This window comes from Streptomyces sp. NPDC001315 (assembly GCF_042896175.1).
In the GTDB taxonomy this organism is placed as follows: domain Bacteria; phylum Actinomycetota; class Actinomycetes; order Streptomycetales; family Streptomycetaceae; genus Streptomyces.
The window spans coordinates 106,772-132,357 of sequence record NZ_JBIAWZ010000006.1; the positions used below are offsets into that span (position 1 = coordinate 106,772).

Here is a 25,586-nt window from a genome sequence, read left to right on the forward strand (position 1 = left end):
AAGGAGATCCAGTGCTCGACGCCGACTTCTTCCGCCGCTGGATGACCGCGACCGCGGCTTTTGTCGACCGCGAGGCGGACCGGCTCACCGCCCTCGACTCGCCCATCGGGGACGCCGACCACGGCAGCAATCTGCAGCGCGGGTTCACCGCAGTGACCGCCGCGCTGGAAAAGGAGGCGCCCGGGACGCCCGGTGCCGTCCTCACCCTCGCCGGGCGGCAGCTCATCTCCACCGTCGGCGGGGCGTCCGGACCGCTGTACGGGACGCTGCTGCGGCGCACCGGCAAGGCGCTCGGCGACGCGGCGGAGGTCGACGCGGAGCAGCTCGCCGCGGCGCTGCGTGCGGGCGTGGACGCCGTGATGACGCTCGGCGGTGCCGCGCCGGGCGACAAGACGATGATCGACGCCCTGGTGCCGGCCGTCGACGCCCTCGGCGAGGGTTTCGCCGCGGCACGCACGGCCGCCGAGCAGGGTGCCGAGGCGACGATTCCGCTCCAGGCCCGCAAGGGCCGGGCCAGCTATCTCGGCGAGCGCAGCATCGGGCACCAGGACCCGGGTGCCACGTCTTCGGCGCTGCTGATCGCCGCTCTTTCGGAGGCGAACGGTGAGTGACGAGAAGCTGGTCGGGATCGTGCTGGTGTCGCACAGCGCGCAGGTGGCCGCGTCCGTGGCCGAGCTGGCGAAGGGGCTGGCGGGCGGCGGCGTCACGGTGCCCGTCGCCCCGGCGGGCGGCACCGAGGGTGGCGGGCTCGGTACGAGCGCCGAGCTGATCGCCGCCGCGGCGGCGTCCGTGGACCGGGGCGCCGGGGTCGCCGTCCTCACCGACCTCGGCAGCGCCGTCCTGACCGTGAAGGCGCTGCTGGCGGAGGGCGACGAACTTCCCGCCGACTCCCGCCTGGTCGACGCCCCGTTCGTGGAGGGCGCCGTGGCCGCGGTCGTCACGGCGGCGACGGGAGCCGACCTCGACGCCGTGGAGGCGGCGGCAGCGGAGGCGTACACGTACCGAAAGGTGTGAGGGCGCCCGCGACGAGGAGCTAGGCCAGCCCCTGTGCCGCCACCGCCAGCGCCGAGCGCATGGTCGCGGCCAGTTCGGCCTCCGCGGTGGCGGGGGCCTGGTCGGTGTCGGCGGTGCGCCGGGCGTAGTGCTCCACTGCCGCGCGCAGGGCCGCGTTCAGCACCGCCGCCTGGATGGCGGGCCGCAGGTCGTCGGCGGGCAGGCCGGCCCGTTCGGCGAGGGCGCGGGCGAACGCCGGCTCGGCCTCGTCGTAGGACTGGAGCCAGACCGCGCGCAGTCCCGGCTCGGTCCAGGTCAGGCGTATCAGCGCGCCGACGGTGGTGTAGCCGGGGCCGGGTGTCAGGCGGAGTTCGTCGGTCAGCGCCTGGTCGAACGCCTCCTCCAGGGGCTGCCCGGTGCGCCAGTCGCGCAGGAAGGCCGCGATCACGTCGATTCCCGCGGTGAAGAGCGGGCGTACGCAGCTCTCCTTGCTCGGGAAGTAGCGCCACACGGTCCGCGCGGAGACGCCGACCGCCTGTCCGATCTGCTCGCCGGTGGTCGCCGCGACGCCCTGCTCGACGAACAGCTCCACCGCGGCTCGCGCGATCTCGAGCCGGATCTCGGCCTTGCGCTCCTCCGTCAGCGGTGGTCGTCCCGTGCGTCCGCGGGATGCGGTCATCCGTCCCTCCGGTCCCAGTCGCTCTGATGAGACTCCGTACGTCCGAGATTCTTCACCATGACTTTATGTCACTCACAGACAATAAGTCGTACTGTTGGAGCGCAACGGGCTCGACGCCCCCCACACCGCACACTGAGGAGCACCCCCATGGCCACTGGACTCGACGGCCGCAGCGTCATCGTCACCGGAGGGAGCTCGGGCATCGGGCGCGCCGCCGCACTGGCCTTCGCCGCGGAGGGGGCCAGGGTCCTGGTGGCCGACCTCAACGCCGAGGGCGCGGAGGCGGTCGTCAAGGAGATAGAGCAGGCGGGTGGCACCGCCGTCGCCGTCACGGGCGACCTGAGCGAGCAGGCCGTCGTCGACCAGGTGGCCGCGACCGCCGTGGAGCGCTTCGGCGGTGTGGACGTCCTGGTGAACAACGCCGGGATCATGGACCGGATGTCGGCGCTCGCCGACGTCAGCGACGCCGAGTGGGAGCGGGTCCTCCGGGTCAACCTCACCGCGCCCTTCCTGCTCACCCGGGCGGTGCTGCCGCACATGCTCGCGGCGGGCAGGGGCGCGATCGTCAACACGGCCTCCGAGGCCGGACTGCGCGGCAGCGCTGCGGGCGCCGCGTACACGGCCTCCAAGCACGGCGTGGTCGGGCTCACCAAGAACCTGGCCGTGATGTACCGGGGCAAGGGCATCCGCGCCAACGCCATCGCCCCCGGCGGCACGAAGACCGCCATCGCGGTGGACGCCGACCAGAGCGCGCACGGACCGGCGGCGCTCGGCCCGCACTTCGTCAACGTCGGCCGGCTGGCCGAGCCCGAGGAGCAGGCCGCCGCCATCGTGTTCCTCGCCTCGGACGCGGCGAGCAACGTCAACGGCGTGGTCCTGCCGGTCGACGACGGCTGGTCGGCGGTCTGACGGCCGCTCAGTCGCCCTTCACGAACGACCGCGCCAACCGCTCCCCGGTGGCCACGGCGGCCGCATGGTCCTCGATCGGCGACACCTCGGAGTCCTTGAAGACGATGTAGGTGACGCCGGAGGGCGTGCCGCCGCCGTGCGGGTCGGGAGGGATACCGAGCGCCTGCGCGGCGGCGTACGACGCCTCGCCGATGATTTCGCCCGGGCCCGTGTCGCCCACCACCGCGTACTGGACCCGGTCACGGTAGACGACGGCCGCGACCGAGCCTCCGTGGACGCCGTGGGCACGGTAGTCCCAGATGTCGCTCGCGCCGGGCACCACGATGTACGGCAGCTCCTCGGCGCTCAGGTAACGGCCGTCGGACTGGGTGAACGCCGTGGCGCCGGAGAACGACGGGTCGGAGCTGCCGTTGCAGTGCGTGCCCGGCCGCCCGTCGCAGTCGATGTCCATGTCCGCCGTCCAGTGGACGGCGGACTCGGTGCCGCAGACCGGAACGGTGGCGGGCTGGTCGGCGTCGGTGCGGTACCGGCCGCGGGAGACCTGGGCACAGTCACGCACCTTGGCCAGCAGGTCGGCGGCGCGGACGGCGCCCTCGCTCCGGGGCGCCAGTGGCTTCTGCTGGGCACCCTCCCGCGGTGGGGGGTCGGGCAGCGTCGTCGGAGCCAGCAGGGCAAGGCCGGCCACAGCCAGCGTCAGCGACCGGACACGCACGATGGGAAACCCTCTCGTGGGGGGACTTGACGAACACTCGCCCAAATCTGGTGCGGGTCCAAGCACCTGGCCACCCTGAGTGGTCCGTACGGCGCACGCCCCCTGATAATCCGACAGGGGCCGGGTGGCCGGAACCTTTCCAGGACCCAACCACCCGGACACCCGCGCCGGCGCGGGATCAGCGACGACAGCGGTCCGCGCCAGAGGCGTGAACTCCCCTGTTCTGGTGGAGAGTTCAGCCGTGAGTGACTTCAGCATACGTAACTCGCCCGGGCCGTCACCATTGACGGCCCCCCGACCGCCCTCTCGACCGCCGTCTCGGCCGCCCTTTTGGCCGCCCTCTTGATGGACGGCGACACCGGCGCCATATTGGTCCGGACCATTGCCGCCGTGCCGTGCCGGGAGGCGAGTCGTGCGACGCTTTCTGCCGCTCTGCGGCCTCCTGCTGGTCACGTCCTGCGGCTGGGCGGGGGCCGACGACGGGGAGAGCGCCCGGCTGCCCGGCGTGCCGACCGGGGTCACCGCCGTCGCGGGCAGCGCGACCAGCGTGCACGTCATGTGGAACGCGGTCTCCGCGGCCGACGGCATCGGCGGATACGAGGTGTACCGCGGCCCCACGAAGGTGACGGACGTGCCCGCCGCCGCGCACATGGTGGACGTCACCCGGCTCCACCCGTCCACCACGTACGTCTTCACCGTGCGTGCCCGGGACTCCGCCGGACGGCTCGGGCCGCGCAGCCGTGCGGTGCGCGCCACGACTCCGGCGGCCGTCGCCGCGGACCGTTCGGCCCCGACCCGCCCGGGCGGCCTCAACGGGCGGGCGGTCGGCAGCCGGGCCGTCCAGTTGTCCTGGTCCGCGTCGACGGACGACCGGAAGGTGCTCTCGTACGACGTCCACCAGGGCGGGACGAAGATCCACAGCGTCGGAGCGAGCCAGACCGCGACCGTGATCACGGGCCTGCGACCGGGCACCCGCTACTCCTTCACCGTCCGGGCCCGGGACGCGGCCGGCAACCTCTCGCCCGTCAGTGACACCGTCCGCCTCATCACTGCCCCGGGCACCGATGACGGGCGGGACACCGCGCCGTCCGGCTTCCGCGTGACGACGCACGCTGCCGACGGGGCGTACTACCTCGACCTGTCCTGGGTGCCGCCGCGCACGGACGGCGTGGTCACGGAGTACCAGATCCAGCTCGACGGCCGCCCGGCCACCTCCCTGGTGTGGGGCGGGACCCCGCCGCGTGACCGGGCGACCTACAGCTTCTACGTGGGGCGGGAGGCGGGGGTCAGCCACCGGGTGCGCATCCGGGCCAGGCTGCCGGACGGCACCTGGGGCGGCTTCTCGGCGGAGTCGACGGTGACGACGGGGGCGGGCGCCGGGGCGATCCCGTGACGTCCCCCGGGGGTTGCGCCGTACGAAGGGCTCCTTCACCTGGCTGGGGGTGGCCGGAATGCGGGCCGCGCCGGGGGCACGTTGGCTGCACCTGAGGGGGCACGGCCTTCCCGATCCTCGGCGGCGCAAGGGATGGACCGCCGACCGTGCCGCCGGAGGACAACCGATGCGCACTACCCACCCACTCCTCCGCGCCGGCCTGACCGGCACGGCCGCCGCGGCGATACCGCTCGCCCTGGCCCCCGGACCGGCCGTGGCCCAGGGTCCGGGCATCTCCGTGAGCACGGCGGGATCCACCGTGTCGGTGGTGACCGGCGCGTGCACCCAGATGAACGGCAGCTGGGGCACCGCGTCGCTGCTCAACAGCAGCCAGGGAAGCTTCGCCCAGGGGCGTCAGGTGGCGCTGTCCGGCACGACCGTCAGCCAGTCCGCGGCCTGGTCGAACGTCGTCCCGGGCACGTACACGGTGATCGTCATGTGCTCGAACGGCGGCACCGCGGGCACACAGTCCGTGATCGTGTCCGCGCCCACCGCGCCCACCGCGCCTGCCTCACGCTCCGCGCCGACCATCTCCGCGACGTCATCGCCCTCGCGCGGCGTCCTGGGCGGTTTCGGCGGTGCCGTCCGGGACTACGGCACGCTGACGATGGCGGTGGGCGGAGCCCTGGTGGGTGGCGGTGTCATCGCCACGGCCTGGTTCCTGCGCCGCCGTTCGAAGCCGAACCGGCTGTGATCCGCTCAGGCGCTCACGCCTGCTCCTCGGGCTCCAGCTCCGCGAACTCCTCCAGTGCGTGCGTGAGCCAGCGCGTCCAGAAGGTCTCCAGATCGATGCCCGCGCGCAGCACGAGGTGCCGCAGCCGGTCCTCGGCGCCGTCCTTGCCGGGCGGGAAGTCGCGCTCCTCGATCTCCTCGTACTCGGCCAACTGCCGCCGGTGCAGGTCGAGATGGCGGCGCAGATCGTCCTCCAGGCCCGCCGTGCCGACCACGGCCGCGGCGCGCAGCCGCAGCAAGAGCGCGTCGCGGTGCGGCTTCGGGTCCTGGGCGGCGGCCGTCCAGCGGGCCAGTTCGGCGCGGCCCGCGGGCAGGACCTCGTAGGTCTTCTTCTGCCCGCGGGCCGGCTGCTCGGCCGGCAGGGCTCGGATGTATCCCTCGGTCTCCAGCCGTCCCAGCTCGCGATAGATCTGCTGGTGCGTCGCCGACCAGAAGTAGCCGATCGACTTGTCGAACCGGCGGGTCAGATCCAGCCCTGCCGACGGCTTCTCGAGCAGGGCGGTGAGGATCGCGTGCGGGAGTGACATGGAGTCATCCTAGGGAGGCGCCGGGCCGCGCTACAGGGCCGCCGCCAGCTCCGTGCCCTGCTTGATGGCCCGCTTGGCGTCGAGCTCGGCGGCCACGTCGGCACCGCCGATGAGGTGCGCGTCACGCCCGGCGGCGAGCAGTTCCTCGTACAGGCCGCGGCGCGGATCCTGCCCGGTGCACAGCACGATCGTGTCGACCTCGAGGATCGTGCTCTCCTCGCCGACGGTGATGTGCAGTCCGGCGTCGTCGATACGGTCGTAGCTCACGCCCGGGACCATGGTGACGCCGCGGTGCTTCAGCTCGGTGCGGTGGATCCAGCCGGTGGTCTTGCCGAGGCCCGCGCCGACCTTGCTGGTCTTGCGCTGGAGCAGGTGCACGGTGCGCGGCGGGGCGGGCCGCTCGGGTGCGGCGAGGCCGCCGGGCGAGCGGTAGTCCATGTCGACGCCCCACTGGCGGAAGTACGTCGCCGGGTCCTCGCTCGCCTTGTCGCCGCCGTCGGTGAGGTACTCGGCGACGTCGAAGCCGATGCCGCCCGCGCCGAGGATCGCGACGCGGTCGCCGACGGGGGCGCCGTCGCGCAGGACGTCCAGGTAGCCGATGACGCTCGGGTGGTCGACGCCGGGGATCTCGGGTGTGCGCGGAGTGACGCCGGTGGCGACGACGACCTCGTCGTAGTCGGCGAGGTCCTCCACGCCCACCCACGTGTCGAGCCGTACGTCCACGCCGTGCGCGTCCAGCTGGTGACGGAAGTAGCGCAGCGTCTCGTCGAACTCCTGCTTGCCGGGCACCTGGCGGGCCACGTTGAGCTGGCCGCCGACCTCGCTCGCCGCGTCGAACAGGGTGACCGCGTGGCCGCGTTCGGCCGCGCTGACGGCGCAGGCGAGGCCCGCCGGTCCGGCGCCGACGACGGCGACGCGCTTGCGCAGCCGGGTCGGGGAGAGGATCAGCTCGGTCTCGTGGCAGGCACGCGGGTTGACCAGGCAGGAGGTGATCTGTCCGCTGAAGGTGTGGTCGAGGCAGGCCTGGTTGCAGCCGATGCAGGTGTTGATGGCCTCCGGGCGGCCGGCCGCGGTCTTGGCGACGAAGTCGGGGTCGGCGAGCATCGGGCGGGCCATCGACACCATGTCGGCGCAGCCGTCGGCGAGCAACTGCTCGGCGAGTTCGGGGGTGTTGATGCGGTTCGTCGTCACGAGCGGGACGGAGACCGCGCCCATGAGTTTCTTCGTGACCCAGGTGTACGCGCCGCGCGGCACGGAGGTCGCGATGGTGGGGATGCGGGCCTCGTGCCAGCCGATGCCGGTGTTGATGATCGTCGCCCCGGCGGCCTCGACAGCCTTGGCGAGCGTGATCACCTGGTCGAGCGAGGAGCCGCCGGGCACGAGGTCCAGCATGGACAGCCGGTAGATGACGATGAAGTCCTCGCCGACCGCCTCGCGCACGCGGCGCACGATCTCGACGGGGAAGCGCATGCGGTTCTCGTACGAGCCGCCCCAGCGGTCGGTGCGGCGGTTGGTCTGCGCGGCGATGAACTCGTTGATGAGGTAGCCCTCGGAGCCCATGATCTCGACGCCGTCGTAGCCGGCCTGCCGGGCCAGGCGGGCGGCACGGGCGTAGTCGCCGATGGTCCGCTCGACGTCGGCGTCGGTGAGTTCGCGGGGCGGGAAGGGGCTGATGGGCGCCTGGACGGGGCTCGGCGCGACCAGGTCACGGTGGTAGGCGTAGCGGCCGAAGTGCAGGATCTGCATCGCGATCCGGCCGCCCTCGCGGTGCACGGCGTCGGTGATCTCGCGGTGCTGCTCGGCCTCGGCGTCGGTGGTGAGCTTCGCACCGCCCTCGTACGGGCGTCCCTCGTCGTTGGGCGCGATGCCGCCCGTGACGATCAGGCCCACTCCCCCGCGCGCCCGGGCCGCGTAGAACTCCGCCATCCGCTCGAATCCGCGCTCGGCCTCCTCCAGGCCGACGTGCATGGAGCCCATGAGGACGCGGTTGGGCAGTGTGGTGAAGCCCAGGTCGAGCGGGCTCAGCAGGTGGGGGTAACGGCTCATCGGGGCCTCCGTGCGCGGTGTCGTCGCCTCCTGTTGTAGAGGACCGGCCTCGGCTTTTGCAACTAGTTGCAAAACTACGCGGTGCCTTGTCATGGAAGTCACATGACACGAGTGACGCAGGGGGGCGCCCAACGCCGTTCCGAGCACGCGGCTGAGCGACAACGGCCCTGGATGCGGGAACCACTCCCGTTGAGTCGGCGGGAACGGTAAGGTGGCCGTCCGGCTGGGTACGGACCCGGCAGGAGAGACCGAGGAGGTGGGACCCATTACCGCTTGTCAGGTCGGGTGCTCTCACCTCGTCGCGACGGCGCGGATCACCGGCTGCGGGTGACCGCGAGAGCGCCCTTCGGCTTCCGAAAGGCTCTCGGCTTCCATGCCCGCACACATTCCCTCGCCCTCCCCCTCCGCTCCCCTCTCCCCCTCCCTGGTCGTCGCTGCGCTGCGCGCCGGCGGGTGCGTCTTCGCCGAGGACGAGGCGGAGTTGATCCTGGCCACCGCCCGCACGCCGGACGAACTCACCACCATGGTGGACCGCCGTGTCGCGGGACTGCCCCTCGAACACGTCCTCGGCTGGGCCGAGTTCCACGGTCTGCGCATCGCCGTGGAACCGGGCGTCTTCGTGCCCCGTCGCCGTACCGAGTTCCTCGTCACTCAGGCGCTCACCCGAGTCCCGCACGCCGCCCTCGTCGTGGACCTGTGCTGCGGCTCCGGCGCGGTCGGCGCGGCTCTGGCCGCCGTCCTCGGCCGCGTCGAACTGCACGCCGCCGACATCGACCCGGCCGCCGTGCGCTGCGCCCGCCGGAACGTCACCGGGCATGTCCACACGGGCGACCTCTTCGAGGCACTCCCCGGCGAACTGCGCGGCCGCGTCGACATCCTCGCCGCCAACGTGCCGTACGTCCCCACCGACGCGGTGGCCCTGCTGCCCGCCGAGGCACGCGACCACGAACCGCTGACCGCCCTCGACGGCGGAACCGACGGACTCGACCTGCTGCGCCGCGTCGCCGCCGCGGCCCCCGACTGGCTCGCCCCTGGAGGCTGCGTGTTCGTCGAGACGAGTGAGCACCAGGCGCCGACGGCCGTCGAAGCCTTCACCCGCGCCGGCCTGACCGCTTGCCTGGCCGAGTCCGAGGAGCTGTACGCCCATGTGGTGATCGGAGCCAAGGGCGCGTAGCGCTCCGCCGGAGGAGCGGTCGTGAACCCGCGGGCCCGCAGGGCGCGTCAACGGGTGTCAGGTCGTCGCGCCGCTGCCCGACCGGCCGGGAGACGGCGCGCGGTGCCCCCGGTCGCCCGGACCACGGTGCACGAGAACTCCGTGACATGGGTGAGCGGGTGGCGCGGGCGGCTACGCCTCCGGACGTGCCCGGGCGATGAGCAGCGCCACGTCGTCGTGGTTGTCGGGGTGGTGCAGCGTACGCAGCAGGTGGTCGCAGACGCTCTCCAGCGGGCGTGAGCGGTCGTCAAGGAGCGTCAGCAGCATGGCCAGCCGTTCGTCGAGGGAGTGCCGTCGCGTCTCCACGAGCCCATCGGTGTACAGGACGAGCTGGTCGCCGGGGGCGAAGTCGACGGTGACGGTGGTGAACTCGACACCGCCCACGCCCAGCGGCGCGCCCGTGGGCAGGTCGAGCAGCTCCGGGAGGTGGCCGGGACGGAGCCGGACCGGGGGCAGGTGCCCGGCGTTGGCGATCCGGCACTGGCGCAGCCGGGGGTCGTGGACGGCGTAGACGCAGGTCGCGATGAAGTGGTCGAGGCCCGCCGTGCTGCGGTCGAGATGTTCGAGGAGCACGGCGGGGTCGAGGCCGAGCGAGGCCAGCGTGTTGGTCGCGGTACGCAGCCGGCCCATCGTGGCGGCGGCGGAGATGCCGCTGCCCATCACGTCGCCCACGACGAGCGCGGTCTTGCCGCCCTCCAGCGGAATGACATCGAACCAGTCGCCGCCGACCTCGGTGGTGGCGCCCGCGGGCTGGTAGCGCGAGGCGACCTCGAGGCCGCCGGTGACGGCCGGATGACTGGGCAGCAGACTGCGCTGGAGGGTGAGCGCGGTGTTGCGGGCGTTCTGGTACCAGCGGGCGTTGTCGATCTGCACGGCCGCGCGGGCCGCCAGCTCCCGGGCGAGCAGCAGATCGTCCTCGCCGAAGGGCAGCGGGTTGCGGATGCGCTTGAGGTCGAGCGCGCCGAGCACCTCGCCCCGCGCGATCAGCGGAACCGCCAGATACGAGTGGACGCCCGCGCGGCCCAGCAGCTCGGCCGCCTCAGGAGAGCGCGCGATGCGCGGCAGGTCCGCCTCCTTGACCTGCGCCACCAAGACCGGCTCACCCGTGCGGACGCACTCCGTGACGAGCCGGTCGGGCCCGTAGCGGGCCACCCGACCGGGTGGGTCGGCCGCCCGCAGGGCCTCCGGGGCGTCGTCCGCCTGCACGGCCAACGCCCGGATGACCGCCGCCTCGGCGGGACCCAGGCTGCTGCGGCGGCCCTCCACCACCGCCTCCAGCAGGTCCACGGCCGCGATGTCGGCGAGCTCCGGCACGGCGACATCGGCCAGCTCACAGGCAGTGCGGTCCAGCTCCAGCGTGGTGCCGATCCGGGCGGAGGCGTCCGCGATGACGGCCAGGCGCCGCCGCGCCCGCTCGGCCTCGACACCCGCCCGGTACTGCTCGGTGATGTCGACGGTCGAGGCGGCCACGCCCAGTACGGTGCCGCGGGCGTCCTCCAGCCGGTACAGGGAGACGGCCCAGGCATGGTCCTCGTCCGGATCGGCCGACGTCCGGCCCACGATGCGCCGGTCGACGAGCGGCAGACCGGTCCGCAGCACCTGGCGCGCCTCGGACACCAGGACGTCGGCGTCCAACAGCGGCAGCACCTCGTGGATCGTCCGCCCGAGGTGATCCTCGGTCGGGATGCCGTCGAGCCGCTCCAGCGCCGGGTTGACCGACACGAACCGCAGGTCGGTGTCGAGGACCGCCAGCCCGGCCGGCGACTGCTCCACGATCCGGGTCGACAGCGCCACGCCCCGCTCCAGTCGGCGCACAGTCGACTGGTCCGTCGCGAGTCCCAGGGCGTAGACGTCGCCGTGGTCGTCCAGGAGCCGCATGTTGCGGAACTCCACGAGCCGGGTGGTGCCGTCCTTGCGGCGGATCGGGAAGGCCCCGGCCCAGCCCTGACCGGTGGCCATGACGTCGGCGAAGAGCTTGACGACCAGCTCGACGTGCTGCTCGTGCACCATGACGTGCGCCGCGTACCGCCCCAGCGCCTCCTGCGCCGAGTAGCCGAACAGTTCCTCCGCCTGGGGGCTCCACAGCGCGATGCGCCCCTCGTTGTCCAGTACCACCGAAGCCACGTTGAGCACGTCGAGCAGACCGCTCGGCTTGTGCGGTCCGCGTCCCGGCTCGACGCCGTGGGCCACCGGTGATCCGGGTGAACCAGCTGATCCGGCTGATCCGGCTGCACTCATTCACGCACCGCCTCCGACCATCCACGCGGCACGCCGTCCCCCGTGCCGACTCCCCTTGTTCTGTCGCGCTCAACCCTTTCTCCTACGCCACCGGCGCCCTCCTCCACCATCCCTCGACACGCACCGATCGTCCGCCTGGAGCCGGTGACGCGGGGCGTGTCCGGCCGAGCGCGATGGGTCGCCGAACGGACACCGGCTGTTCCGGTACGGGGGTACAGGCGTTCCCCCGTATTGGCCTGTACATGACCACAATGTCACGCCAGACTGTCCGCCGAACGCGTCCCCCCACGGAGGAGCCGCCCGATGCCCCTGCGCCCGCGTCCCGCCCGGCAGCGTTGTCACGCCGCCCTGACGAGTCTGGTCGCCCTCGCCACCGCCACCGTCGTCACGCTGTCCGCCGCCCCGCCCGCCGCGGCCGCCGACACCTGGACCGAGATCGGTTCCGACCGCGCCGACCCGTTCACCGAAAGCCAGGGCCTGACCTCGGTCGAGGTCCCCGCCGGAAGCCCCAACCACTACACGGGCATCGGCACGATCCCCGTCGACGTCAGCAGCCGCGGCTGGAACCACGTCGGCGACCCCGACGCCTCCTACGACGGCTACTACATCGAGCCCTACCAGCGCGACTCCGGCACCACGAAGATGTTCCGGGTGCAGGCGCCGGGCGGCGGCCGGTCGGAGTACGTGCACACCCTCGGCGCCGGCGAGGCACTGAACAATTCATGGGCCGCGATCTCGCCCGGCGGCCAGTGGATGCTGGCGGGAGAGTACGGCACCATGAGCCGGCTCCTGGTCTTCCCGACGCCGGGTGTCAACCCGGGCACCTCGCCCTCCGCGAACCTCCCGCAGGCCTCCACCGTGAACCTGGACCACGCCGTGCGCGACGTCCAGGGCTGCGACTTCTCGAGCCCGACCCGGCTGCTGTGCTCCTCCGACGACCCGGCGGGCACCCTGTTCGGCATCACCAAGCCGCTGCTCCAGATCGACCTGTCGGCCGAGCCCAACGGCACGGCCGACGTCTCCGGCCACGTCACCGCCCTGCGCCAGCTGCCGCTGCGCAGCTCCTGTTCGGGCACGTTCGAGGCGGAGGGCATCGACTACGACCGCCGTACGGGCACGTTGCGGGTGGTCGTCGTCTCCCCGGGCTTCTGCGTGCTGACCGACAGCAAGACGTACCGCTTCACGCGCGGTTAGCGAGTGCGAGCACCGCCGGTGGGCACCCGGGGGCCTCTCGACGGTCTCGCGGTGGTCTGTCCCGGAAGGTGGTGCTTTTCTTGGGGTGGGGTGCGGTGTCGCGGGGAACCCGCGGTACCGCAGCCCGGTCACGAGAGGAGCGATCACGATGCACAGCAAAGGACCGCACCCGGAATCCATCTCCGTGGAAATCAGCGATTGCAGCAAGGAGGACGCCCGGATCGTGTTCGACACGCTGTGCGCGTGCTTCGAGTCCGACCGGTGCGCCGAGGACGTGCCGCAGCAGCTCCACGAAACACGTCCCATGGTGTGGCTCGGCACGTTCGACGTGGCCGACACCCACCACTGCGACCGCCCGGGCCGGCTCGCCGGGTCCGTCACGGCCGACGTGCAGGGCGGCTACTGGGCGATCGACCAGTTCCGTCTGACCCTGGACTCCCTGTTCACCGTGCAGGACCTGAGCACCGCCTCGGGCGACCAGGAGAGGGAGCTGCACGTCCGACTGAAGAGCAGGTAGGGCGGCCAGAGCCTGTCAGACGCCGAGAGGGCCGAGCACGGCCCTCTCGCTGGACGGCGTGGACGCGGGCAGCCCCGCGAGCCGCACGCTCCCGTCCACGCCGTGCAGCCCCTCGTACGGCAGGCCGATGCCGGCCGCGCCGGGATGCCCTTGGCGGCGAACAGGCTGCCGATGCTGCACGCCCGCGGTTCTCGCCCACGCCGTCGACCCCTCCCTGGCGGCAGTATCGAGGAACGCGGCGGTCGCCTGCTCGTCCTCGATCGGGCGCTACCGCGACCAGGCGGTACGGCGGACGGCGACCGGGGCGATCCGGGTCGGCCGCGGCGCCGGCAGCGCCGCACCTGCGACTCCCCTCCAGTTGTATTATGCAACCGGAAACGTGAGGGAGATCCAGTGACAGCAGCCGAGGCCGTGGAGACCATCCAGCGAGAGATGACGATCTTCGCCCGTCGGGCCCGCGCCTCGGCGGGCCGCATGCACCCCGAGCTGTCGCTGGTCTCGTACACGCTGCTCGGCCATCTGGAGGAGATGGACGGCTGCCGGGCCACCGACCTCGCCGCCCACTACGCCCTCGACAAGTCCACCGTCAGCCGCCAGGTCGCCGCCCTGGAGCGCGCCGACCTGATCGAGCGTCGGCTGGACCCGGAGGACCACCGCGTCCAGGTCCTCCATCTGACGGACGCCGGCCGCAGCATCCTCCTCCAGGTCACGAAGAGCCGCCGGGCCGCCTTCCGTGAACGGCTCGCGGACTGGCCGGAGGACGATCTGGAACGGTTCGCCGGGTACCTCGAGCGCTACAACGCCTGATCGACCCCCGCCTCCGAGGCAACCGGGCGTCCCTCCGACCGGTCGGGTCCGCTGCCGGGCTCCGCAAGCCCGAGCAGCGCAACCCGTTGCCCTACGAAACAGCCACCGTCCGCCCCTCCGCCAGCCGCTCCGGTGCCCGTGCCGCCAGGAAAGCGGTTCTGAGCCGGAGCCGGAAGCCCAGGGACTCGTACAGGCGGATGGCGCCCGTGTTGCCGGCGGCGGTGTGCAGGAACGGAGTCTCGCCGCGTTCGCGGATGCCGTGGGCCACGGCGAGGATCAGGCGGGTGGCCAGGCCCTGGCCGCGGACGGCGGGGTCGGTGCAGACCGCGCTGATCTCGGTCCAGCCCGGCGGGTGCAGCCGCTCCCCCGCCATGGCGACGAGGGCGCCGTCCCGCCGTATGCCCAGGTAGGTGCCGAGTTCGATGGTGCGGGGCTCGAAAGGGCCGGGCTGGGTGCGGGCGACCAGGTCGAGCATCTCGGGTACGTCGGTGGGGCCGAGACGGACCGCCTCCGGATCCGGCGCGGCGGCCAGGCCGTCGTCCACCAGTTGGACGCCCTCCATCTGGAAGGTGATCTCCCAGTCGGACGGGACCTGCCCGCGGAAACCGGGGAGCGGGACCTCGGCCCCGGGGCCGGCGAGCGCCGCGAGGTCCGCCCAGTCGCCGGCGTCCGGCTCGTCGGGCAGGGCCAGCCAGGGCGAGACGTCGACGGGGTAGCGCAGCACCCGGCCGCGCCGCTCGGCGAAGTGGGCGTGCGGGCCGGTGAGGGAGGCGAGGGCGGGGTTGTCGAGGACGTGCCGCCGCGTCTGCTCGGGGATGCTCATATGGCCACCTCGATCACGACCTTGCCGCGGGCGTGGCCCTCCTCGACGGTGCGCAGCGCCTCGCCCGCGCGTGCGAGGGGGAAGGTCTGCGTGACATGCGGGTCGAGGGAGCCGTCGACCACGAGGTCCGCCACCGCCGCCAGCACGGCCGCGGTGCGCGCCCGCTCGACGCGTGAGCCGCCGAGGCTCTCCACCTCCTGGGGTGATGCCCCGGCGGTGATCAGCTTGGCGCGGTCGGTCAGCAGGGCCGCCGCGTCGGCGAGCACCTCGCCGCCGACGAGGTCGTAGACGCCGTCGACACCGTCCGGCGCGGCGGCGCGGGCCCGCTCGGCCCAGTCCGGCCCGGCGGATACGTGGACGGCGCCGATCGCCTCGACGAAGTCCTTCTTGGCCTCGCTCGCGACGCCGACGACGCGCAGTCCGAGGGCGCGGGCGATCTGCACGGCTGCGGAGCCGACTCCGCCGCCCGCGCCCGTGACCAGGAGGGTCGCCCCGGCGGGCAGGTCGAGCTGGCGGACGCCGTCGTAGGCGGTCGCGGCGGCGACCGGCAGCGTGGCGGCGTCGGTGTGGGACAGGCCGGCCGGCTTGTGCGCGGTCAGCGCGGCCGGCAGCAGCGTGTACTCGGCGTACCCGCCGGCCGCCGTGTTGCCGAAGACCTCGTCACCGGCGGCGAAGCCGGTCACGCCCTCGCCGGCCTCCTCGACGACTCCGGAGACCTCGCTGCCGAGGACGGTGGGGAACACCGGCTCCGCGGTCTCGCCGGGCCGGCGGAAGCCCGTGCGGAGCTTCCAGTCGACGGGGTTCACACCCGCCGCGCGCACCGCGACGAGAACCTGGCCGGGGCCCGGACGAGGCCGGTCCACGTCGACCAGCGCCTCGGTCTCCGGACCGCCGTACCTGGTGAAGACGTACGCCTTCGGCATTGCTTCCACTCTCCTTCGCTGTCGCCGGCTCACCGGTCGTGCGGGTCGACCGGTTGCGGGCACGCATCGTGCAAGGGAGAGCGCCGGGCGGCTATTCCCGGGGTGCCGGAGACTTCATACGGCCTTAATGATCGAGGGGTGGACCGGTGCCGGGGCATCTCTGACATGCACGTACGGTTGACTACGTAAGCGATCCGCACGCGTCAGCACGTAGGCAGGCACCACCCGCATGAACGTCACCCGAGGCTTCACCGGGCGCCCACGCGTCCACAATCCGGGGCTGCCACCCGGCCAGTACGACGCGGGCGAGGACTGGCCCGTGCTGTCCGCCGAGGTCACGCCGGACCTCGCGCCCGCCGACTGGACCTTCCGCGTGGACGGTCTGGTGGAGCGGCCGCGCACCTGGGACTGGGAGGCGGCGCACGCGCTGCCGGCGTCCGCCTACGAGGGCGACATCCACTGTGTGACGAGCTGGTCGAAGTTCGGGGTGCGGTTCGGGGGTGTGTCGCTGGACGCGTTCCTGGCGGCCGTGGGCCCGCACGCGTCGGCCACCCACGCCGTCGCCTACTCGCACACCGGCTACACCACGAACCTGCCGCTCGCGGACCTGACCGGCGGGCGCGCCTGGATCGCGTTCGAGTACGACGGGCAACCGCTGAGCCCCGAGCACGGCGGTCCGGCGCGGCTGCTGGTGCCGCACCTGTACTTCTGGAAGAGCGCCAAGTGGATCGCGGGCCTGACGCTGCTCGACCACGACGAGCCGGGCTTCTGGGAGCAGAACGGTTACCACGCGCGCGGCAACCCCTGGGAGGAGCAGCGGTACTCCGGTGACTGAGACATTCACTCCTTCCACGCGCTTCGCGGTGCCCGGCCGCATCGCCGTGAGCAACCGGGCGGCGGCGGTGTGGCAGACGGCCACGCTCACCGAGATCCGGCGGGAGACCCCACGCGCGGCCACGTTCCGGTTCGCCGTGCCCGCCTGGGCGGGGCACCTGCCCGGACAGCACCTGATGCTGCGGCTGACCGCCGAGGACGGCTACCTCGCTCAGCGCCACTACTCGATCGCGTCCGCGCCGGACGACTCGGGGCACATCGAGCTCACCCTGGACCACGTCGAGGGCGGCGAGGTGTCCGGCTGGTTCCACACCGAGGCCCGGCCCGGTGACCAGGTGGAGGTGCGCGGACCGCTCAGCGGCTTCTTCGCCTGGCCCGGCGACCGGCCCGCCCTGCTGATCGGCGCCGGCTCCGGCGTCGTACCGCTGATGTCGATGGTGCGGCACCACCGGGAACGGGGCCTGTCGGTGCCGCTGCGGCTGCTGGTGTCGGCTCGCGGCCCCGAGGAGCTCATCTACGGCCGCGAGTACGGCGCGGAGACCACGCCCGTGTTCACGCGGACCGCGCCCGCGGGAGTAGGGGTGGGGCGTATGACCGCCGCCCACGTGGCGCCGCTCCTGGCCGAGTGGCCCGACGGCGGGTGGGAGGCCTACGTGTGCGGCTCCAACGCCTTCGCCGAGCACGCCTCGCGGCTGCTCGTCGAGGCCGGTCAGCCCGTGGACCGCATCCGGATCGAGCGCTTCGGCTGAGAGCCCGGTCGAACGCTGCCGCTGAGATCCGGATCGAACGCTTCGGCTGGGGCCGGACCCGGCGCGCGCACGGCCGGTCAGGGGGCTCGCACCGCCCGTCGTGCTCCGTCGCGGGCCGGCCACGCTGAGCGATGTCGCGCGGACGGGGTACGTAACCCGTGTGACTCTCGCACGTGGTGCGGAAGGAGTGACGCACCGGCCGCCGGTACGGCTCCTTCCGTCCCCTCGGCTCCGCTGACGGCGAGGAGGTCGGTCGAACATGCGAACCCGGGTGCGCCTCCGGCGACTGCGGCGCAGTGCGCTGCGGCGGCGTTCGGATGTCATCGAGGTGTGGACGGCGCTGGTCGTCGCCGTCCTGCTGTTCGTGGGCGCGCCCCTGGCCGGGGCGGCCGCCGCCTGGTGGGCGCACGACCAGGCGCGGGCGCTCGCCGCGGCCCAGCGCGCGGAACGCCATCGGGTGCGCGCCGAGGTGACCGGGCAGATACCCGACACGCTGCCCTCCGCGGACGGCAGCCCGCAGCGCACGTACCGCGTGACCGTGCGCTGGACGGAGGACGCCGGCAAGGTGCGGACGGCCACGGCGCGCGTTCCGAACGGGACTCGGCACGGTGACGTGGTCGACGTCTGGTTCGACGCGCGGGGCCGCAACGTCGTCCCGCCGCCGGGTGAGTCGGCGATCTGGCAGCACACGCTCACCATGGGTGCCTGCGCCACGGGCGGTGCCGTGGCCCTCGTCCTCCTCGGGCACGGTGCGGTCCGCCGCGTGGCCATGCGGCACCGGCTGGCCGAGTGGGAGCGGGACTGGGCGCGGACCGAGCCGGAGTGGACGCGGCGGCACCCGGCGTGACGCCACCGGCGGCCGGCGATTTGAACCGTTTCACAGGGCCTGGCGCACGCTCCCCCGGGGCACGTACGGTGTGATCATCCGCACGCTCCCTTCTCACCGAAGGCGGTCCTAGATGGCCCTGTTCGACCTTCCTCTCGACGAGCTCCGTGAGTACCGCAGCGAGTCCACCGAGCCGGAGGACTTCGACGCGTTCTGGTCGAAGACGCTGCAGGAGGCACGTGAGCACGACCTCGACGCCCGCTTCGAGCCGGTCGACACGGGTCTGGCCACGGTGCGCGTGCACGACGTGATGTTCGCCGGGTTCGGCGGCCACCCGGTGAAGGGCTGGCTGACGCTGCCCGCCGGGGCCGAGGAGCCGCTGCCGCTGGTGGTGGAGTTCGTCGGGTACGGCGGCGGGCGCGGTCTGCCGCACGAGCACCTGCTGTGGGCGTCGACGGGCCGAGCGCACTTCATCATGGACACCCGCGGCCAGGGCAGCGCCTGGGGCGGCGGTGGCGGCACCGCCGACCCGGTGGGCGGCGCGCCCGCGTACCCCGGTTTCATGACCCGGGGCATCGACGCGCCCGAGAACTACTACTACCGCCGGGTGTTCACCGACGCCGTGCGCGCCGTCGAGGCCGCCCGGTCGCACCCGCTGACCGACGCCGCCCGGACGGTGGCACTCGGCGGCAGCCAGGGCGGCGGCATCACCATCGCCGTGGGCGGCCTGGTCCCGGACCTGGCCGCGATAGCCCCGGACGTACCGTTCCTGTGCGACTACCCGCGCGCCGCGACCATCACGGACCGCCACCCGTACCGGGAGATCGGCCTCTACCTCAAGACGCACCGCGGCCGCACCGAGGACGCGCTGAGCACCCTGTCCTACTTCGACGGCGTGCACTTCGCGGCCCGCGGCAACGCGCCCGCCCTGTTCTCCGCGGCCCTGGAGGACCAGACCTGCCCGCCCTCCACCGTCTTCGGCGCCTTCAACGCGTGGGCGCACGACGACAAGACGATCGAGGTGTACGACTTCAACGACCACGAGGGCGGCGGCCCTTACCAGGAGGCGGCCAAGCTGCGCTGGCTGCGGTCGTACGTCTGAGGAGTGCCGGGTGGAGACACGCGCCGCCGCGGAGCGGTTCGTCGCGGTCTGGACACGGGCCTGGGCCGCGCATGACGTGGCGGCGCTCCTCGAGTTGTACGCCGAGGACTGCGTCCACCGCTCGATGCCGTTCCGCGAGCCGCACCGCGGCCGGGACGAACTCGCCGCGTATCTGCGCCGGTCGTTCGCCGGGGAGCGGGTGACCGACGTGCGGTTCTCCGCTCCGGTGGTCGGGCAGGACGGTGTCGCCGTGGCCGAGTTCCGGGTGCTGGCGGAGCAGGACGGTGCGCCGTCCACCCTCGCCGGCTGCGTCTTCGTGCGCTTCGACGGCGCGGGCCGCGCCATCGAGACCCGCGACTACTGGCATACGGCAGAGGGGAACCAGGAGCCGGCCGGCCGGCTGTTCTTCCGGTGACCTTCCCCCCGGTCCGACCAGTCGGCGTGTTCTTGGGGCCCGGGTCGCAGCGTCACGGCCCGGGTTTCGGCGGACGACGATGTCCGAGCACCGCTACGAGTCGGCCGATGCCGCCGGCCGCGGCCGGCGTACGGCGGTGACGTGGTTCTCCACCGGGGGGGTTCACGCTGCCCCCGGCGGGCTGACGGTCAGCCGGCCGAGACGACCGGGCGACCGAGGCGATGGCCCGAGTGCGCCGCCCCGGCCGCGGCCACGGTTCCTAGGAGAGCGGCCGTTCGGCCGTGACCAGCCGGACGCGTGGGCTTCCGTCGCGCCGTCGCCCGAACTCGGGGAGCGCCTGGAGGTCCACGCGGAACCCGGCGTGCTCCAGCTCCCGGCGTACGTCCCCGAGCCGGAAGGCGCGGTAGTACATGACGAACGGCGGCCGCCACACCGCGTTGCGCACCCGCATGACCGCGTCGAAGCTCCACAGCATCCAGAACGCCGGCGAGGACGGGCGGGGCGGGGCGACCACGGGGAACACGAAGCGGCCGCCGGGCCGCAGCACGGAGTGGACCTGGGCGAACAGCCCCGGCAGCTCACGGGGCAGGAAGTGCCCGAACGCCCCGAAGCTGACCACGAGGTCGAAGGCGGGGCCGAACGGCAGGGCTCGGGCGTCGGCACGGACCCAGGCGACGCGAGGCTCCGGGCCCGGCGTGCGCCCGCGGGCCTCGGCGAGCATGCCCGCGCTGAAGTCGACGCCGGTGACGCTGCGCCGGCACACCCGGGCCAGTACGTCCACCCCAGCGCCCGTCCCGCAGCACAGGTCCAGTCCGTCGTCGACGGGCCCGGTCCACTCCAGCGCGGACGCCACAGCGTCGAGCACGGAGTCCGGCGTACGGAACGGGGTGTGGTCGAACTTCGGCGCGAGCAGGTCGTAGCCGCGCTCGACGGACGACAGCGCCTGGACGGCGAGTTCGCGCAGGGTGGGACCTTCTGGGCTGAACATCAGGGTCAGCCTAGAGGAACCGGTCCATGGACACGCTTACCGCTGGTGATTACCCTGATCCACCTCTACTCAACTAATTGACTATGAGGTGATCCGATGCGCGCGTTCCGCGAGGCGGTCGAGGCGGGCGATCTTGACGCCGTAGAGGCGCTGCTCGCCGAGGACGTCGCCTTCTCCAGCCCGGTCGTGTTCAAGCCGTATCCGGGCAGGGCGATCACCGCCGCGATCCTGCGCGCTGTCGCACAGGTCTTCGAGGACTTCCGCTACGAGCGCGAGCTCACCGGGACCGACGGCCGCGACCACGCGCTGGTCTTCGCCGCGCGGGTGGGCGACCGTGAGATCACCGGCTGCGACTTCATCCACGTCGACGAGGACGGCCTGATCGACGAACTGACGGTCATGGTGCGCCCGATGTCCGGCGCGCAGGCCCTGGCGGCGGCCATGGGCGCGCGGTTCGAGCAGATCGCGAAGGAGGCGGAGGCGCGCTCCGTCTGATTCAGCGCGCCTCCGCCGGCTCTCCGGCCACCGTGAGCGTGATGGCGCCCGTGTGGGTCGTGCCGGATTCGACGACCGTACGAGTTCGACGGTTTCCGCCGCGCTGCCCTCGTCGATGTCACAGCCGAATACAAGTGCGCCCTCTGCCGCGAATACCTGGGCCGCGACCCTTCCGATTCCGGCTCCTGTGCCACAGAAATGCGTCGCCGAAGGGCCATCGGGCGTTCGTATGGCTGGTATGGCCGGTCTGCCGCTCAGGGGCGCAGGCGTACCGGCAGCGTCCGTACGCTGTTGCCCACGAAGCTGGAGTGGCGGGAGAGTCCGGCCTCGGGCACGGCGAGGTCGAGGTCCGGGAAGCGGGTGAACAGCCGTTCCAGCGCGATGCCGGCCTCCAACCGGGCCAGCGGGGCGCCCAGGCAGTAGTGGGCGCCGTGGCCGAGCGAGAGGCTGCGCACGGTTCCGGGCCGTCCGGGCCGGGTGACGTCGAAGCGGTCGGCGTCCGGCCCGTGCGCGGCCGGATCGCGTCCCGCGGCGGAGTAACCGGCGAGGACGGGCGTGCCCTTGGGTATCACGGTGCCGTCGAGCGTCAGGTCCCGCACGGGGTAACGGAACGGGAAGTAGCTGACGGGCGCGTCCCAGCGCAGGGTCTCCTCTATGACGTCACTCCAGTCCGCCGCCCCCTGCCGGACGAGGTCGAGCTGGTCACGATGGCCGCACAGGGCCCGTACGGCGTTGGTGATGAGGTTGAGCGTGGTCTCGTGCCCGGCGATGATCATCAGTACCAGGGTGCCGATGAGTTCCTGCCGGCTGAGCCGGTCACCGTCCTCGTCCCGGGCCGCGATCAGCGCGCTGGTGAGGTCGTCGCCGGGCCGCTCGGCCTTGGCGGCGGCGATCTCGGACAGGACGGCGACGAGTTCACGGTTTGCGGCGACGGCCTGCTCGGGGCGGATGTCGGTCGCGACCACCTGGCTGGACAGGTGGTGCAGCCGGTCGCGGTACTCGGTGCCGACACCGAACAGTGCGCCGATGACCCCCATCGGCAGCGGCATCGCGAAGTGCCGGCGCAGGTCGGCGACGCCGCCGTCCCCATCGGCGGCCCGGTCGAGTCCGGTGAGGAGCGAGTCGGTCAACTCCTCTATTCCGCCCCTGAGTTCCTCTACGCGCCGGGTGGTGAAGGCCCGGCTCACCAGGGACCGCAGCCGGCGGTGGTCCTCGCCGTCGGCGGTGGTCATGCCCGGCACGGCCGCGAAGGTCAGCAACGGCCAGCCCGCCCCGATCCGTCCCTCGCGCAGTGCGGTGAAGTGGCCGGCGTTCTTGGCGACTTCGGGATGCGCGAGGAACTCCTTGAGCGCCTCGTGACCAAGGACGGCCATCCCCTCGATCTCGCCCGGCAGGACTACCGGGGCGACGGCACCGCGGGCGAGCAGCCGGGCGTTGTCGGCGTGCGGGCAGCCGCCGGAGGGGTCCATGCGGTGGGGCGTGGCGGGTGGCCGGTTGTCCACTGGTGGCTCCTGGTCGGAGGGGCGGTTTCGACGCCGTGCGGTGATCGATTCTGCCTGTTCACAGGCTGTCGCGCAGCACCTCGGCGAAGCCTTTGGGGTGGGTGATGTTGCCGTTGTGGCCACCCGGGAAGTGAACGAGCCGGCTGCCGAGTCCGGCGGCCGGCTCCTCGGCGCACCGGTGGTCGAAGACGGTGCGCGGGGTGGTGAGCCCGGCCGCGGGCACGATGCGGACGGGGCCGGCCTTCAGGGCGGTCAGTTCGTCGGCGGTGAGCTCGGCGTGGCGCATGGTCAGGGTGTCGTACTTGATGAAGAAGGTGAAGTCGGGTTCGCGGGAGGCATCCAACGGGGCGAGCCGGGCGCCGGGTTCGGTTTGCTGACGGGCGGGGTCGATGCCGAGGAGGTGACCGATCTTCCGCACCCCGGCGATCCAGCCGTCCCGCTCGAAGACGGCGCGCATCTCGTCCAACTCGGCGTGCGTGCGAAGTCGTTCGGGCTCGGGCAGCAGTCCGGGGATGACGGGCTCGTGCGCGACGAGCGTGGTACAGTGCAGTCAGCACTTGTGTACGCCCCCTTGTGGCGCCGGTGCCGTTTCTCTTCGTTTCGCTGATCCGCCCCGCCGGTTCCCGGTCGGCGCGACAGCTTCCCAGCATCACCTTGTGAGCAGATCGGTTCTGCTGTCGCAGGCGCTCTCGCCCCGCCCGAGGTGCTGTTCCCGTCGCCAGGAGGCGCGCACGACCGCCTCCCCCTCGCGGCCCCTCCCCTTCCTTCCGCATGTCTCACGCCTGCCGTCCTCGAAAGGACCGCCCCTGATGACCACCACACTCGAACACCCTCCCCTCCAGCAGCAGGCCCCCGCCCCCCGGACCGTCACCGGTGTCCTCGACATCGACGCGGGCGGGAAGGGGTACCTGCGCGCCGCGAACTGCCTGCCCACGTCCGACGACACCCAGGTCTCCCCCGCACTGATCCGCCGACACGGCCTGCGCAAGGGCGACCTCGTCGAAGGCGCGCGCGGCGACCGACGCGCACTGACCGAGGTCGAGCGCGTCAACGGCCGTACGCCCGAAGAGCTGCGCCGTCGCCGGAACTTCCACGACCTCACCCCGCTGCACCCGCGCGAGCGGCTCCGGCTGGAACACCCCGCTTCCGGGCTCACCGGCCGGGTCGCCGACCTGATCACCCCCGTCGGCAAGGGCCAGCGCGGGCTCATCGTGGCCCCGCCCAAGACCGGCAAGACCGTGCTGCTCCAGCAGATCGCCGCCGCCGTCGCCGGAAACCATCCGGAGTGCCGCCTGATGGTGGTGCTGCTCGACGAGCGCCCCGAGGAAGTCACCGACATGCGGCGCTCCGTACGCGGCGAGGTGTACGCCTCGACCTTCGACCGGACGCCCAAGCAGCACATCGCTCTCGCCGAGCTCGTCGTCGAGCGGGCCAAGCGGCTCGTCGAGGCCGGCGAGGACGTCGTCATCCTCCTCGACTCGCTGACCCGTCTGTGCCGGGCGCACAACAACGCCGCCTCCGCCGGCGGCCGCACCCTCAGCGGCGGTGTCGACGCGGCCGCGCTGCACGGCCCCAAGCGGCTCTTCGGCGCCGCCCGCCTGGCCGAGGAGGGCGGCTCGCTCACCATCCTCGCCACGGCGCTGGTGGAGACCGGCTCCCGTGCCGACGACCTCTTCTTCGAGGAGCTCAAGAGCACGGGCAACATGGAACTCCGCCTGGACCGCGACCTCGCGAACCGACGTCTGTTCCCGGCCGTCGACATCAACCCCTCCGGCACCCGCCGCGAGGAACTCCTCCTCTCCCCGGCCGAGTTGACGACCACGCGCGGTCTGCGCCGGGCCCTGCAGACCCGCGATGGTCACGCGAACCTGGAGACCCTCCTGGAACACCTGCGCGCGACCCCCGACAACGCCACGTTCCTGCGGCGGATCCAGCCGACGCTGCCCACCGGCTGAGGCGGCGGCCCAGAGCGGCTCGGACGTCGCTCCGCCACCCCGCGTGCGGCATCCGGGTGCTCGCGCGTCGCGTTCGGCCCTGGCAGCGCGCCCCCGGGCCGGTCCGTTCCTACGTTTGCGGTATGACAATCGGATTCTCATCCCGGACTGCCCTGTCGGCCTGCGCGCTCTGTGTGGCGGGCGTCATCGCCCTCACGCCCGTCGCTGCGGCCGCCGAGGCCGAAGCGGATCCCGGGGCGCCGGGGCCGTCGCGGACGGCGGTGCGGCCGGATCCGCTTCAGCGGTCCGGCACGCAGGTCCGGCCCCACCAAGGGGCGCCCGAGGTCCCGGACGTCTCCGCGCTGTCCTGGCTGGTGGCGGACGCCCGCAGCGGCGCGGTGCTCGCCGCGCACGACGCACACCGCAAACTGCCACCCGCCAGCACCCTGAAGACCCTGTTCGCCCTGACGGTGCTGCCGATCCTGCCCGCGGGAATCCGGCACACGGTGAAGGGGGAGGAGCTGGCGGGCATCGGGCCGGGCAGCAGCCTGGTCGGGGTCGACGAAGGGCACACGTACCGGGTCGCCGATCTGTGGCACGGCGTGTTCCTCAACTCCGGCAACGACGCGGTGCATGTACTGGCCGCGCTCAGCGGGGGCTGGCACACCACGGCCACCCTGATGCAGGCCAAGGCCCGCACCCTCGGCGCCCGCGACACACATGTCGTCTCCCCCGACGGCTACGACGCCCCGGGCCAGGTGTCGTCCGCGTACGACCTGGCCGTCTTCGGGCGGGCAGGGCTGCGCAACGCGGAGTTCGCCCGGTACTGCCGCACGGTCCAGGCCAGGTTCCCGGCCGGCGGCGGCTGGTCGTACGAGATCGAGAACACCAACCGGCTGCTGACCGGCGAGGACGGTGTGGAGCCTTACCCGGGGCTGATCGGCGTCAAGAACGGCTACACCAGCAACGCCGGCAACACGCTCGTCGCCGCGGCGA

The 25,586-nt window shown here is 72.7% G+C and carries 27 protein-coding genes and 1 pseudogene; 17 read left to right on the forward strand and 11 right to left on the reverse strand.

The annotated features are described in order from the left end of the window. Nucleotides 1–11 precede the first annotated feature (11 nt). Complete coding sequence (dhaL, locus tag ACFY16_RS19120; protein WP_390648293.1) at nt 12–611, forward strand: dihydroxyacetone kinase subunit DhaL; 600 nt, start codon at nt 12–14, stop codon at nt 609–611. Then, entirely contained in the window at nt 604–1,014 is a 411-nt protein-coding gene (locus ACFY16_RS19125) for a PTS-dependent dihydroxyacetone kinase phosphotransferase subunit DhaM (protein WP_390648294.1), read from the forward strand. The genes dhaL and ACFY16_RS19125 overlap by 8 nt, the downstream gene beginning before the upstream one ends. Before the next feature lie 19 nt (nt 1,015–1,033). On the opposite strand, the gene ACFY16_RS19130 is transcribed toward ACFY16_RS19125, so the two are convergent. Next, the gene (locus tag ACFY16_RS19130) at nt 1,034–1,672 is read right to left on the reverse strand and encodes a TetR/AcrR family transcriptional regulator (protein ID WP_390648295.1); all 639 of its coding nucleotides are present in this window, start codon (nt 1,670–1,672) and stop codon (nt 1,034–1,036) included. A 147-nt stretch (nt 1,673–1,819) separates the two neighbouring features. Between ACFY16_RS19130 and ACFY16_RS19135 the strand changes: the two genes are divergently transcribed. Then, complete coding sequence (locus tag ACFY16_RS19135) at nt 1,820–2,581, forward strand: SDR family NAD(P)-dependent oxidoreductase (RefSeq protein WP_390648296.1); 762 nt, start codon at nt 1,820–1,822, stop codon at nt 2,579–2,581. 7 nt (nt 2,582–2,588) lie between these two features. On the opposite strand, the gene ACFY16_RS19140 is transcribed toward ACFY16_RS19135, so the two are convergent. Beyond that, nucleotides 2,589–3,293, reverse strand: a complete 705-nt coding sequence (locus ACFY16_RS19140; RefSeq protein ID WP_390648297.1) for a glycoside hydrolase family 75 protein — start codon at nt 3,291–3,293, stop codon at nt 2,589–2,591. A 412-nt stretch (nt 3,294–3,705) separates the two neighbouring features. Here ACFY16_RS19140 and ACFY16_RS19145 point away from each other — a divergent pair, with 412 nt between their 5' ends. After that, a complete protein-coding gene (locus ACFY16_RS19145; protein ID WP_390648298.1) occupies nt 3,706–4,686 on the forward strand; it encodes a fibronectin type III domain-containing protein in 981 nt (326 codons plus the stop codon). A 166-nt stretch (nt 4,687–4,852) separates the two neighbouring features. Further along, nucleotides 4,853–5,419 (forward strand): hypothetical protein, encoded by a 567-nt coding sequence (locus tag ACFY16_RS19150; protein ID WP_390648299.1) that lies wholly within the window; start codon nt 4,853–4,855, stop codon nt 5,417–5,419. A gap of 13 nt (nt 5,420–5,432) precedes the next feature. On the opposite strand, the gene ACFY16_RS19155 is transcribed toward ACFY16_RS19150, so the two are convergent. Together ACFY16_RS19155 and ACFY16_RS19160 are read right to left on the reverse strand one after the other, a co-directional pair. Next, on the reverse strand, nt 5,433–5,984 hold the full coding sequence (locus tag ACFY16_RS19155) for a PadR family transcriptional regulator (protein WP_390648300.1): 552 nt from the start codon (nt 5,982–5,984) through the stop codon (nt 5,433–5,435). A gap of 30 nt (nt 5,985–6,014) precedes the next feature. Next, a complete protein-coding gene (locus ACFY16_RS19160; protein WP_390648301.1) occupies nt 6,015–8,030 on the reverse strand; it encodes an FAD-dependent oxidoreductase in 2,016 nt (671 codons plus the stop codon). A gap of 373 nt (nt 8,031–8,403) precedes the next feature. Between ACFY16_RS19160 and ACFY16_RS19165 the strand changes: the two genes are divergently transcribed. Next, the gene (locus ACFY16_RS19165) at nt 8,404–9,204 is read left to right on the forward strand and encodes a putative protein N(5)-glutamine methyltransferase (RefSeq protein ID WP_390648302.1); all 801 of its coding nucleotides are present in this window, start codon (nt 8,404–8,406) and stop codon (nt 9,202–9,204) included. A gap of 171 nt (nt 9,205–9,375) precedes the next feature. On the opposite strand, the gene ACFY16_RS19170 is transcribed toward ACFY16_RS19165, so the two are convergent. Then, the gene (locus ACFY16_RS19170; RefSeq protein ID WP_390648303.1) at nt 9,376–11,481 is read right to left on the reverse strand and encodes a SpoIIE family protein phosphatase; all 2,106 of its coding nucleotides are present in this window, start codon (nt 11,479–11,481) and stop codon (nt 9,376–9,378) included. Nucleotides 11,482–11,784: 303 nt separating this feature from the next. On the opposite strand from ACFY16_RS19170, the gene ACFY16_RS19175 reads away from it, so the two are divergent. Next, entirely contained in the window at nt 11,785–12,675 is an 891-nt protein-coding gene (locus ACFY16_RS19175; protein WP_390648304.1) for a hypothetical protein, read from the forward strand. Between the two features lie 148 nt (nt 12,676–12,823). Next, entirely contained in the window at nt 12,824–13,192 is a 369-nt protein-coding gene (locus ACFY16_RS19180; RefSeq protein WP_390648305.1) for a hypothetical protein, read from the forward strand. 15 nt (nt 13,193–13,207) lie between these two features. Here the strand turns inward: ACFY16_RS19180 and ACFY16_RS19185 are convergent, their stop codons facing one another. Next, nucleotides 13,208–13,372, reverse strand: coding sequence for a hypothetical protein (locus tag ACFY16_RS19185; protein WP_390648306.1), 165 nt, complete (start codon nt 13,370–13,372; stop codon nt 13,208–13,210). 213 nt (nt 13,373–13,585) lie between these two features. Here ACFY16_RS19185 and ACFY16_RS19190 point away from each other — a divergent pair, with 213 nt between their 5' ends. Continuing rightward, a complete protein-coding gene (locus tag ACFY16_RS19190) occupies nt 13,586–13,999 on the forward strand; it encodes a MarR family winged helix-turn-helix transcriptional regulator (protein ID WP_390648307.1) in 414 nt (137 codons plus the stop codon). Between the two features lie 91 nt (nt 14,000–14,090). On the opposite strand, the gene ACFY16_RS19195 is transcribed toward ACFY16_RS19190, so the two are convergent. Further along, a complete protein-coding gene (locus tag ACFY16_RS19195) occupies nt 14,091–14,822 on the reverse strand; it encodes a GNAT family N-acetyltransferase (RefSeq protein WP_390648308.1) in 732 nt (243 codons plus the stop codon). Then, nucleotides 14,819–15,745 (reverse strand): zinc-binding alcohol dehydrogenase family protein, encoded by a 927-nt coding sequence (locus ACFY16_RS19200; RefSeq protein ID WP_390648309.1) that lies wholly within the window; start codon nt 15,743–15,745, stop codon nt 14,819–14,821. The genes ACFY16_RS19195 and ACFY16_RS19200 overlap by 4 nt, the downstream gene beginning before the upstream one ends. Nucleotides 15,746–15,974: 229 nt before the next feature. On the opposite strand from ACFY16_RS19200, the gene ACFY16_RS19205 reads away from it, so the two are divergent. The 5 genes from ACFY16_RS19205 (at nt 15,975) to ACFY16_RS19225 (ending at nt 19,671) form a co-directional block, all read left to right on the forward strand. Further along, nucleotides 15,975–16,580 (forward strand): sulfite oxidase-like oxidoreductase, encoded by a 606-nt coding sequence (locus tag ACFY16_RS19205; RefSeq protein WP_390648310.1) that lies wholly within the window; start codon nt 15,975–15,977, stop codon nt 16,578–16,580. Continuing rightward, on the forward strand, nt 16,573–17,328 hold the full coding sequence (locus ACFY16_RS19210; protein WP_390648311.1) for a ferredoxin reductase: 756 nt from the start codon (nt 16,573–16,575) through the stop codon (nt 17,326–17,328). The genes ACFY16_RS19205 and ACFY16_RS19210 overlap by 8 nt, the downstream gene beginning before the upstream one ends. A 259-nt stretch (nt 17,329–17,587) precedes the next feature. Next, nucleotides 17,588–18,175 carry a hypothetical protein gene (locus ACFY16_RS19215; protein ID WP_390648312.1) on the forward strand — a complete coding sequence of 196 codons (588 nt, stop codon included), beginning with the start codon at nt 17,588–17,590 and terminating at the stop codon, nt 18,173–18,175. A gap of 112 nt (nt 18,176–18,287) precedes the next feature. Further along, on the forward strand, nt 18,288–19,256 hold the full coding sequence (locus tag ACFY16_RS19220) for an acetylxylan esterase (protein ID WP_390648313.1): 969 nt from the start codon (nt 18,288–18,290) through the stop codon (nt 19,254–19,256). A 10-nt stretch (nt 19,257–19,266) separates the two neighbouring features. Further along, entirely contained in the window at nt 19,267–19,671 is a 405-nt protein-coding gene (locus tag ACFY16_RS19225; RefSeq protein WP_390648314.1) for a nuclear transport factor 2 family protein, read from the forward strand. Between the two features lie 259 nt (nt 19,672–19,930). Here ACFY16_RS19225 and ACFY16_RS19230 read toward each other — a convergent pair whose 3' ends face one another. After that, nucleotides 19,931–20,659: a class I SAM-dependent methyltransferase gene (locus ACFY16_RS19230; protein ID WP_390648315.1), complete on the reverse strand. Its 729-nt coding sequence runs from the start codon at nt 20,657–20,659 to the stop codon at nt 19,931–19,933. A gap of 96 nt (nt 20,660–20,755) precedes the next feature. Between ACFY16_RS19230 and ACFY16_RS19235 the strand changes: the two genes are divergently transcribed. Beyond that, on the forward strand, nt 20,756–21,154 hold the full coding sequence (locus tag ACFY16_RS19235) for a nuclear transport factor 2 family protein (RefSeq protein WP_390648316.1): 399 nt from the start codon (nt 20,756–20,758) through the stop codon (nt 21,152–21,154). 254 nt (nt 21,155–21,408) lie between these two features. On the opposite strand, the gene ACFY16_RS19240 is transcribed toward ACFY16_RS19235, so the two are convergent. Both ACFY16_RS19240 and ACFY16_RS19245 read right to left on the reverse strand, forming a co-directional pair. After that, nucleotides 21,409–22,623 carry a cytochrome P450 gene (locus ACFY16_RS19240; RefSeq protein WP_390648605.1) on the reverse strand — a complete coding sequence of 405 codons (1,215 nt, stop codon included), beginning with the start codon at nt 22,621–22,623 and terminating at the stop codon, nt 21,409–21,411. Between the two features lie 91 nt (nt 22,624–22,714). After that, nucleotides 22,715–23,122 (reverse strand): hypothetical protein, encoded by a 408-nt coding sequence (locus ACFY16_RS19245; protein ID WP_390648317.1) that lies wholly within the window; start codon nt 23,120–23,122, stop codon nt 22,715–22,717. 343 nt (nt 23,123–23,465) lie between these two features. On the opposite strand from ACFY16_RS19245, the gene rho reads away from it, so the two are divergent. Beyond that, a complete protein-coding gene (gene rho, locus ACFY16_RS19250; RefSeq protein WP_390648318.1) occupies nt 23,466–24,611 on the forward strand; it encodes a transcription termination factor Rho in 1,146 nt (381 codons plus the stop codon). Nucleotides 24,612–24,733: 122 nt separating this feature from the next. Beyond that, nucleotides 24,734–25,567, forward strand: a pseudogene (locus ACFY16_RS19255) (D-alanyl-D-alanine carboxypeptidase family protein); the annotation flags it as partial. Between the last annotated feature and the right edge of the window lie 19 nt (nt 25,568–25,586).

Coding starts and splice junctions, on each gene's coding strand:
- rho (WP_390648318.1), top strand. CDS start 23,466: ATGACCACCACACTCGAACACCCTCCCCTCCAGCAGCAGGCCCCCGCC.
- ACFY16_RS19170 (WP_390648303.1), bottom strand. CDS start 11,481: ATGAGTGCAGCCGGATCAGCCGGATCAGCTGGTTCACCCGGATCACCG.
- ACFY16_RS19230 (WP_390648315.1), bottom strand. CDS start 20,659: ATGTTCAGCCCAGAAGGTCCCACCCTGCGCGAACTCGCCGTCCAGGCG.
- ACFY16_RS19240 (WP_390648605.1), bottom strand. CDS start 22,623: ATGGACCCCTCCGGCGGCTGCCCGCACGCCGACAACGCCCGGCTGCTC.
- ACFY16_RS19155 (WP_390648300.1), bottom strand. CDS start 5,984: ATGTCACTCCCGCACGCGATCCTCACCGCCCTGCTCGAGAAGCCGTCG.
- ACFY16_RS19235 (WP_390648316.1), top strand. CDS start 20,756: ATGCGCGCGTTCCGCGAGGCGGTCGAGGCGGGCGATCTTGACGCCGTA.
- ACFY16_RS19160 (WP_390648301.1), bottom strand. CDS start 8,030: ATGAGCCGTTACCCCCACCTGCTGAGCCCGCTCGACCTGGGCTTCACC.
- ACFY16_RS19135 (WP_390648296.1), top strand. CDS start 1,820: ATGGCCACTGGACTCGACGGCCGCAGCGTCATCGTCACCGGAGGGAGC.
- ACFY16_RS19195 (WP_390648308.1), bottom strand. CDS start 14,822: ATGAGCATCCCCGAGCAGACGCGGCGGCACGTCCTCGACAACCCCGCC.
- ACFY16_RS19180 (WP_390648305.1), top strand. CDS start 12,824: ATGCACAGCAAAGGACCGCACCCGGAATCCATCTCCGTGGAAATCAGC.
- ACFY16_RS19175 (WP_390648304.1), top strand. CDS start 11,785: ATGCCCCTGCGCCCGCGTCCCGCCCGGCAGCGTTGTCACGCCGCCCTG.
- ACFY16_RS19130 (WP_390648295.1), bottom strand. CDS start 1,672: ATGACCGCATCCCGCGGACGCACGGGACGACCACCGCTGACGGAGGAG.
- ACFY16_RS19150 (WP_390648299.1), top strand. CDS start 4,853: ATGCGCACTACCCACCCACTCCTCCGCGCCGGCCTGACCGGCACGGCC.
- ACFY16_RS19205 (WP_390648310.1), top strand. CDS start 15,975: ATGAACGTCACCCGAGGCTTCACCGGGCGCCCACGCGTCCACAATCCG.
- ACFY16_RS19220 (WP_390648313.1), top strand. CDS start 18,288: ATGGCCCTGTTCGACCTTCCTCTCGACGAGCTCCGTGAGTACCGCAGC.
- ACFY16_RS19215 (WP_390648312.1), top strand. CDS start 17,588: ATGCGAACCCGGGTGCGCCTCCGGCGACTGCGGCGCAGTGCGCTGCGG.
- ACFY16_RS19200 (WP_390648309.1), bottom strand. CDS start 15,745: ATGCCGAAGGCGTACGTCTTCACCAGGTACGGCGGTCCGGAGACCGAG.
- ACFY16_RS19165 (WP_390648302.1), top strand. CDS start 8,404: ATGCCCGCACACATTCCCTCGCCCTCCCCCTCCGCTCCCCTCTCCCCC.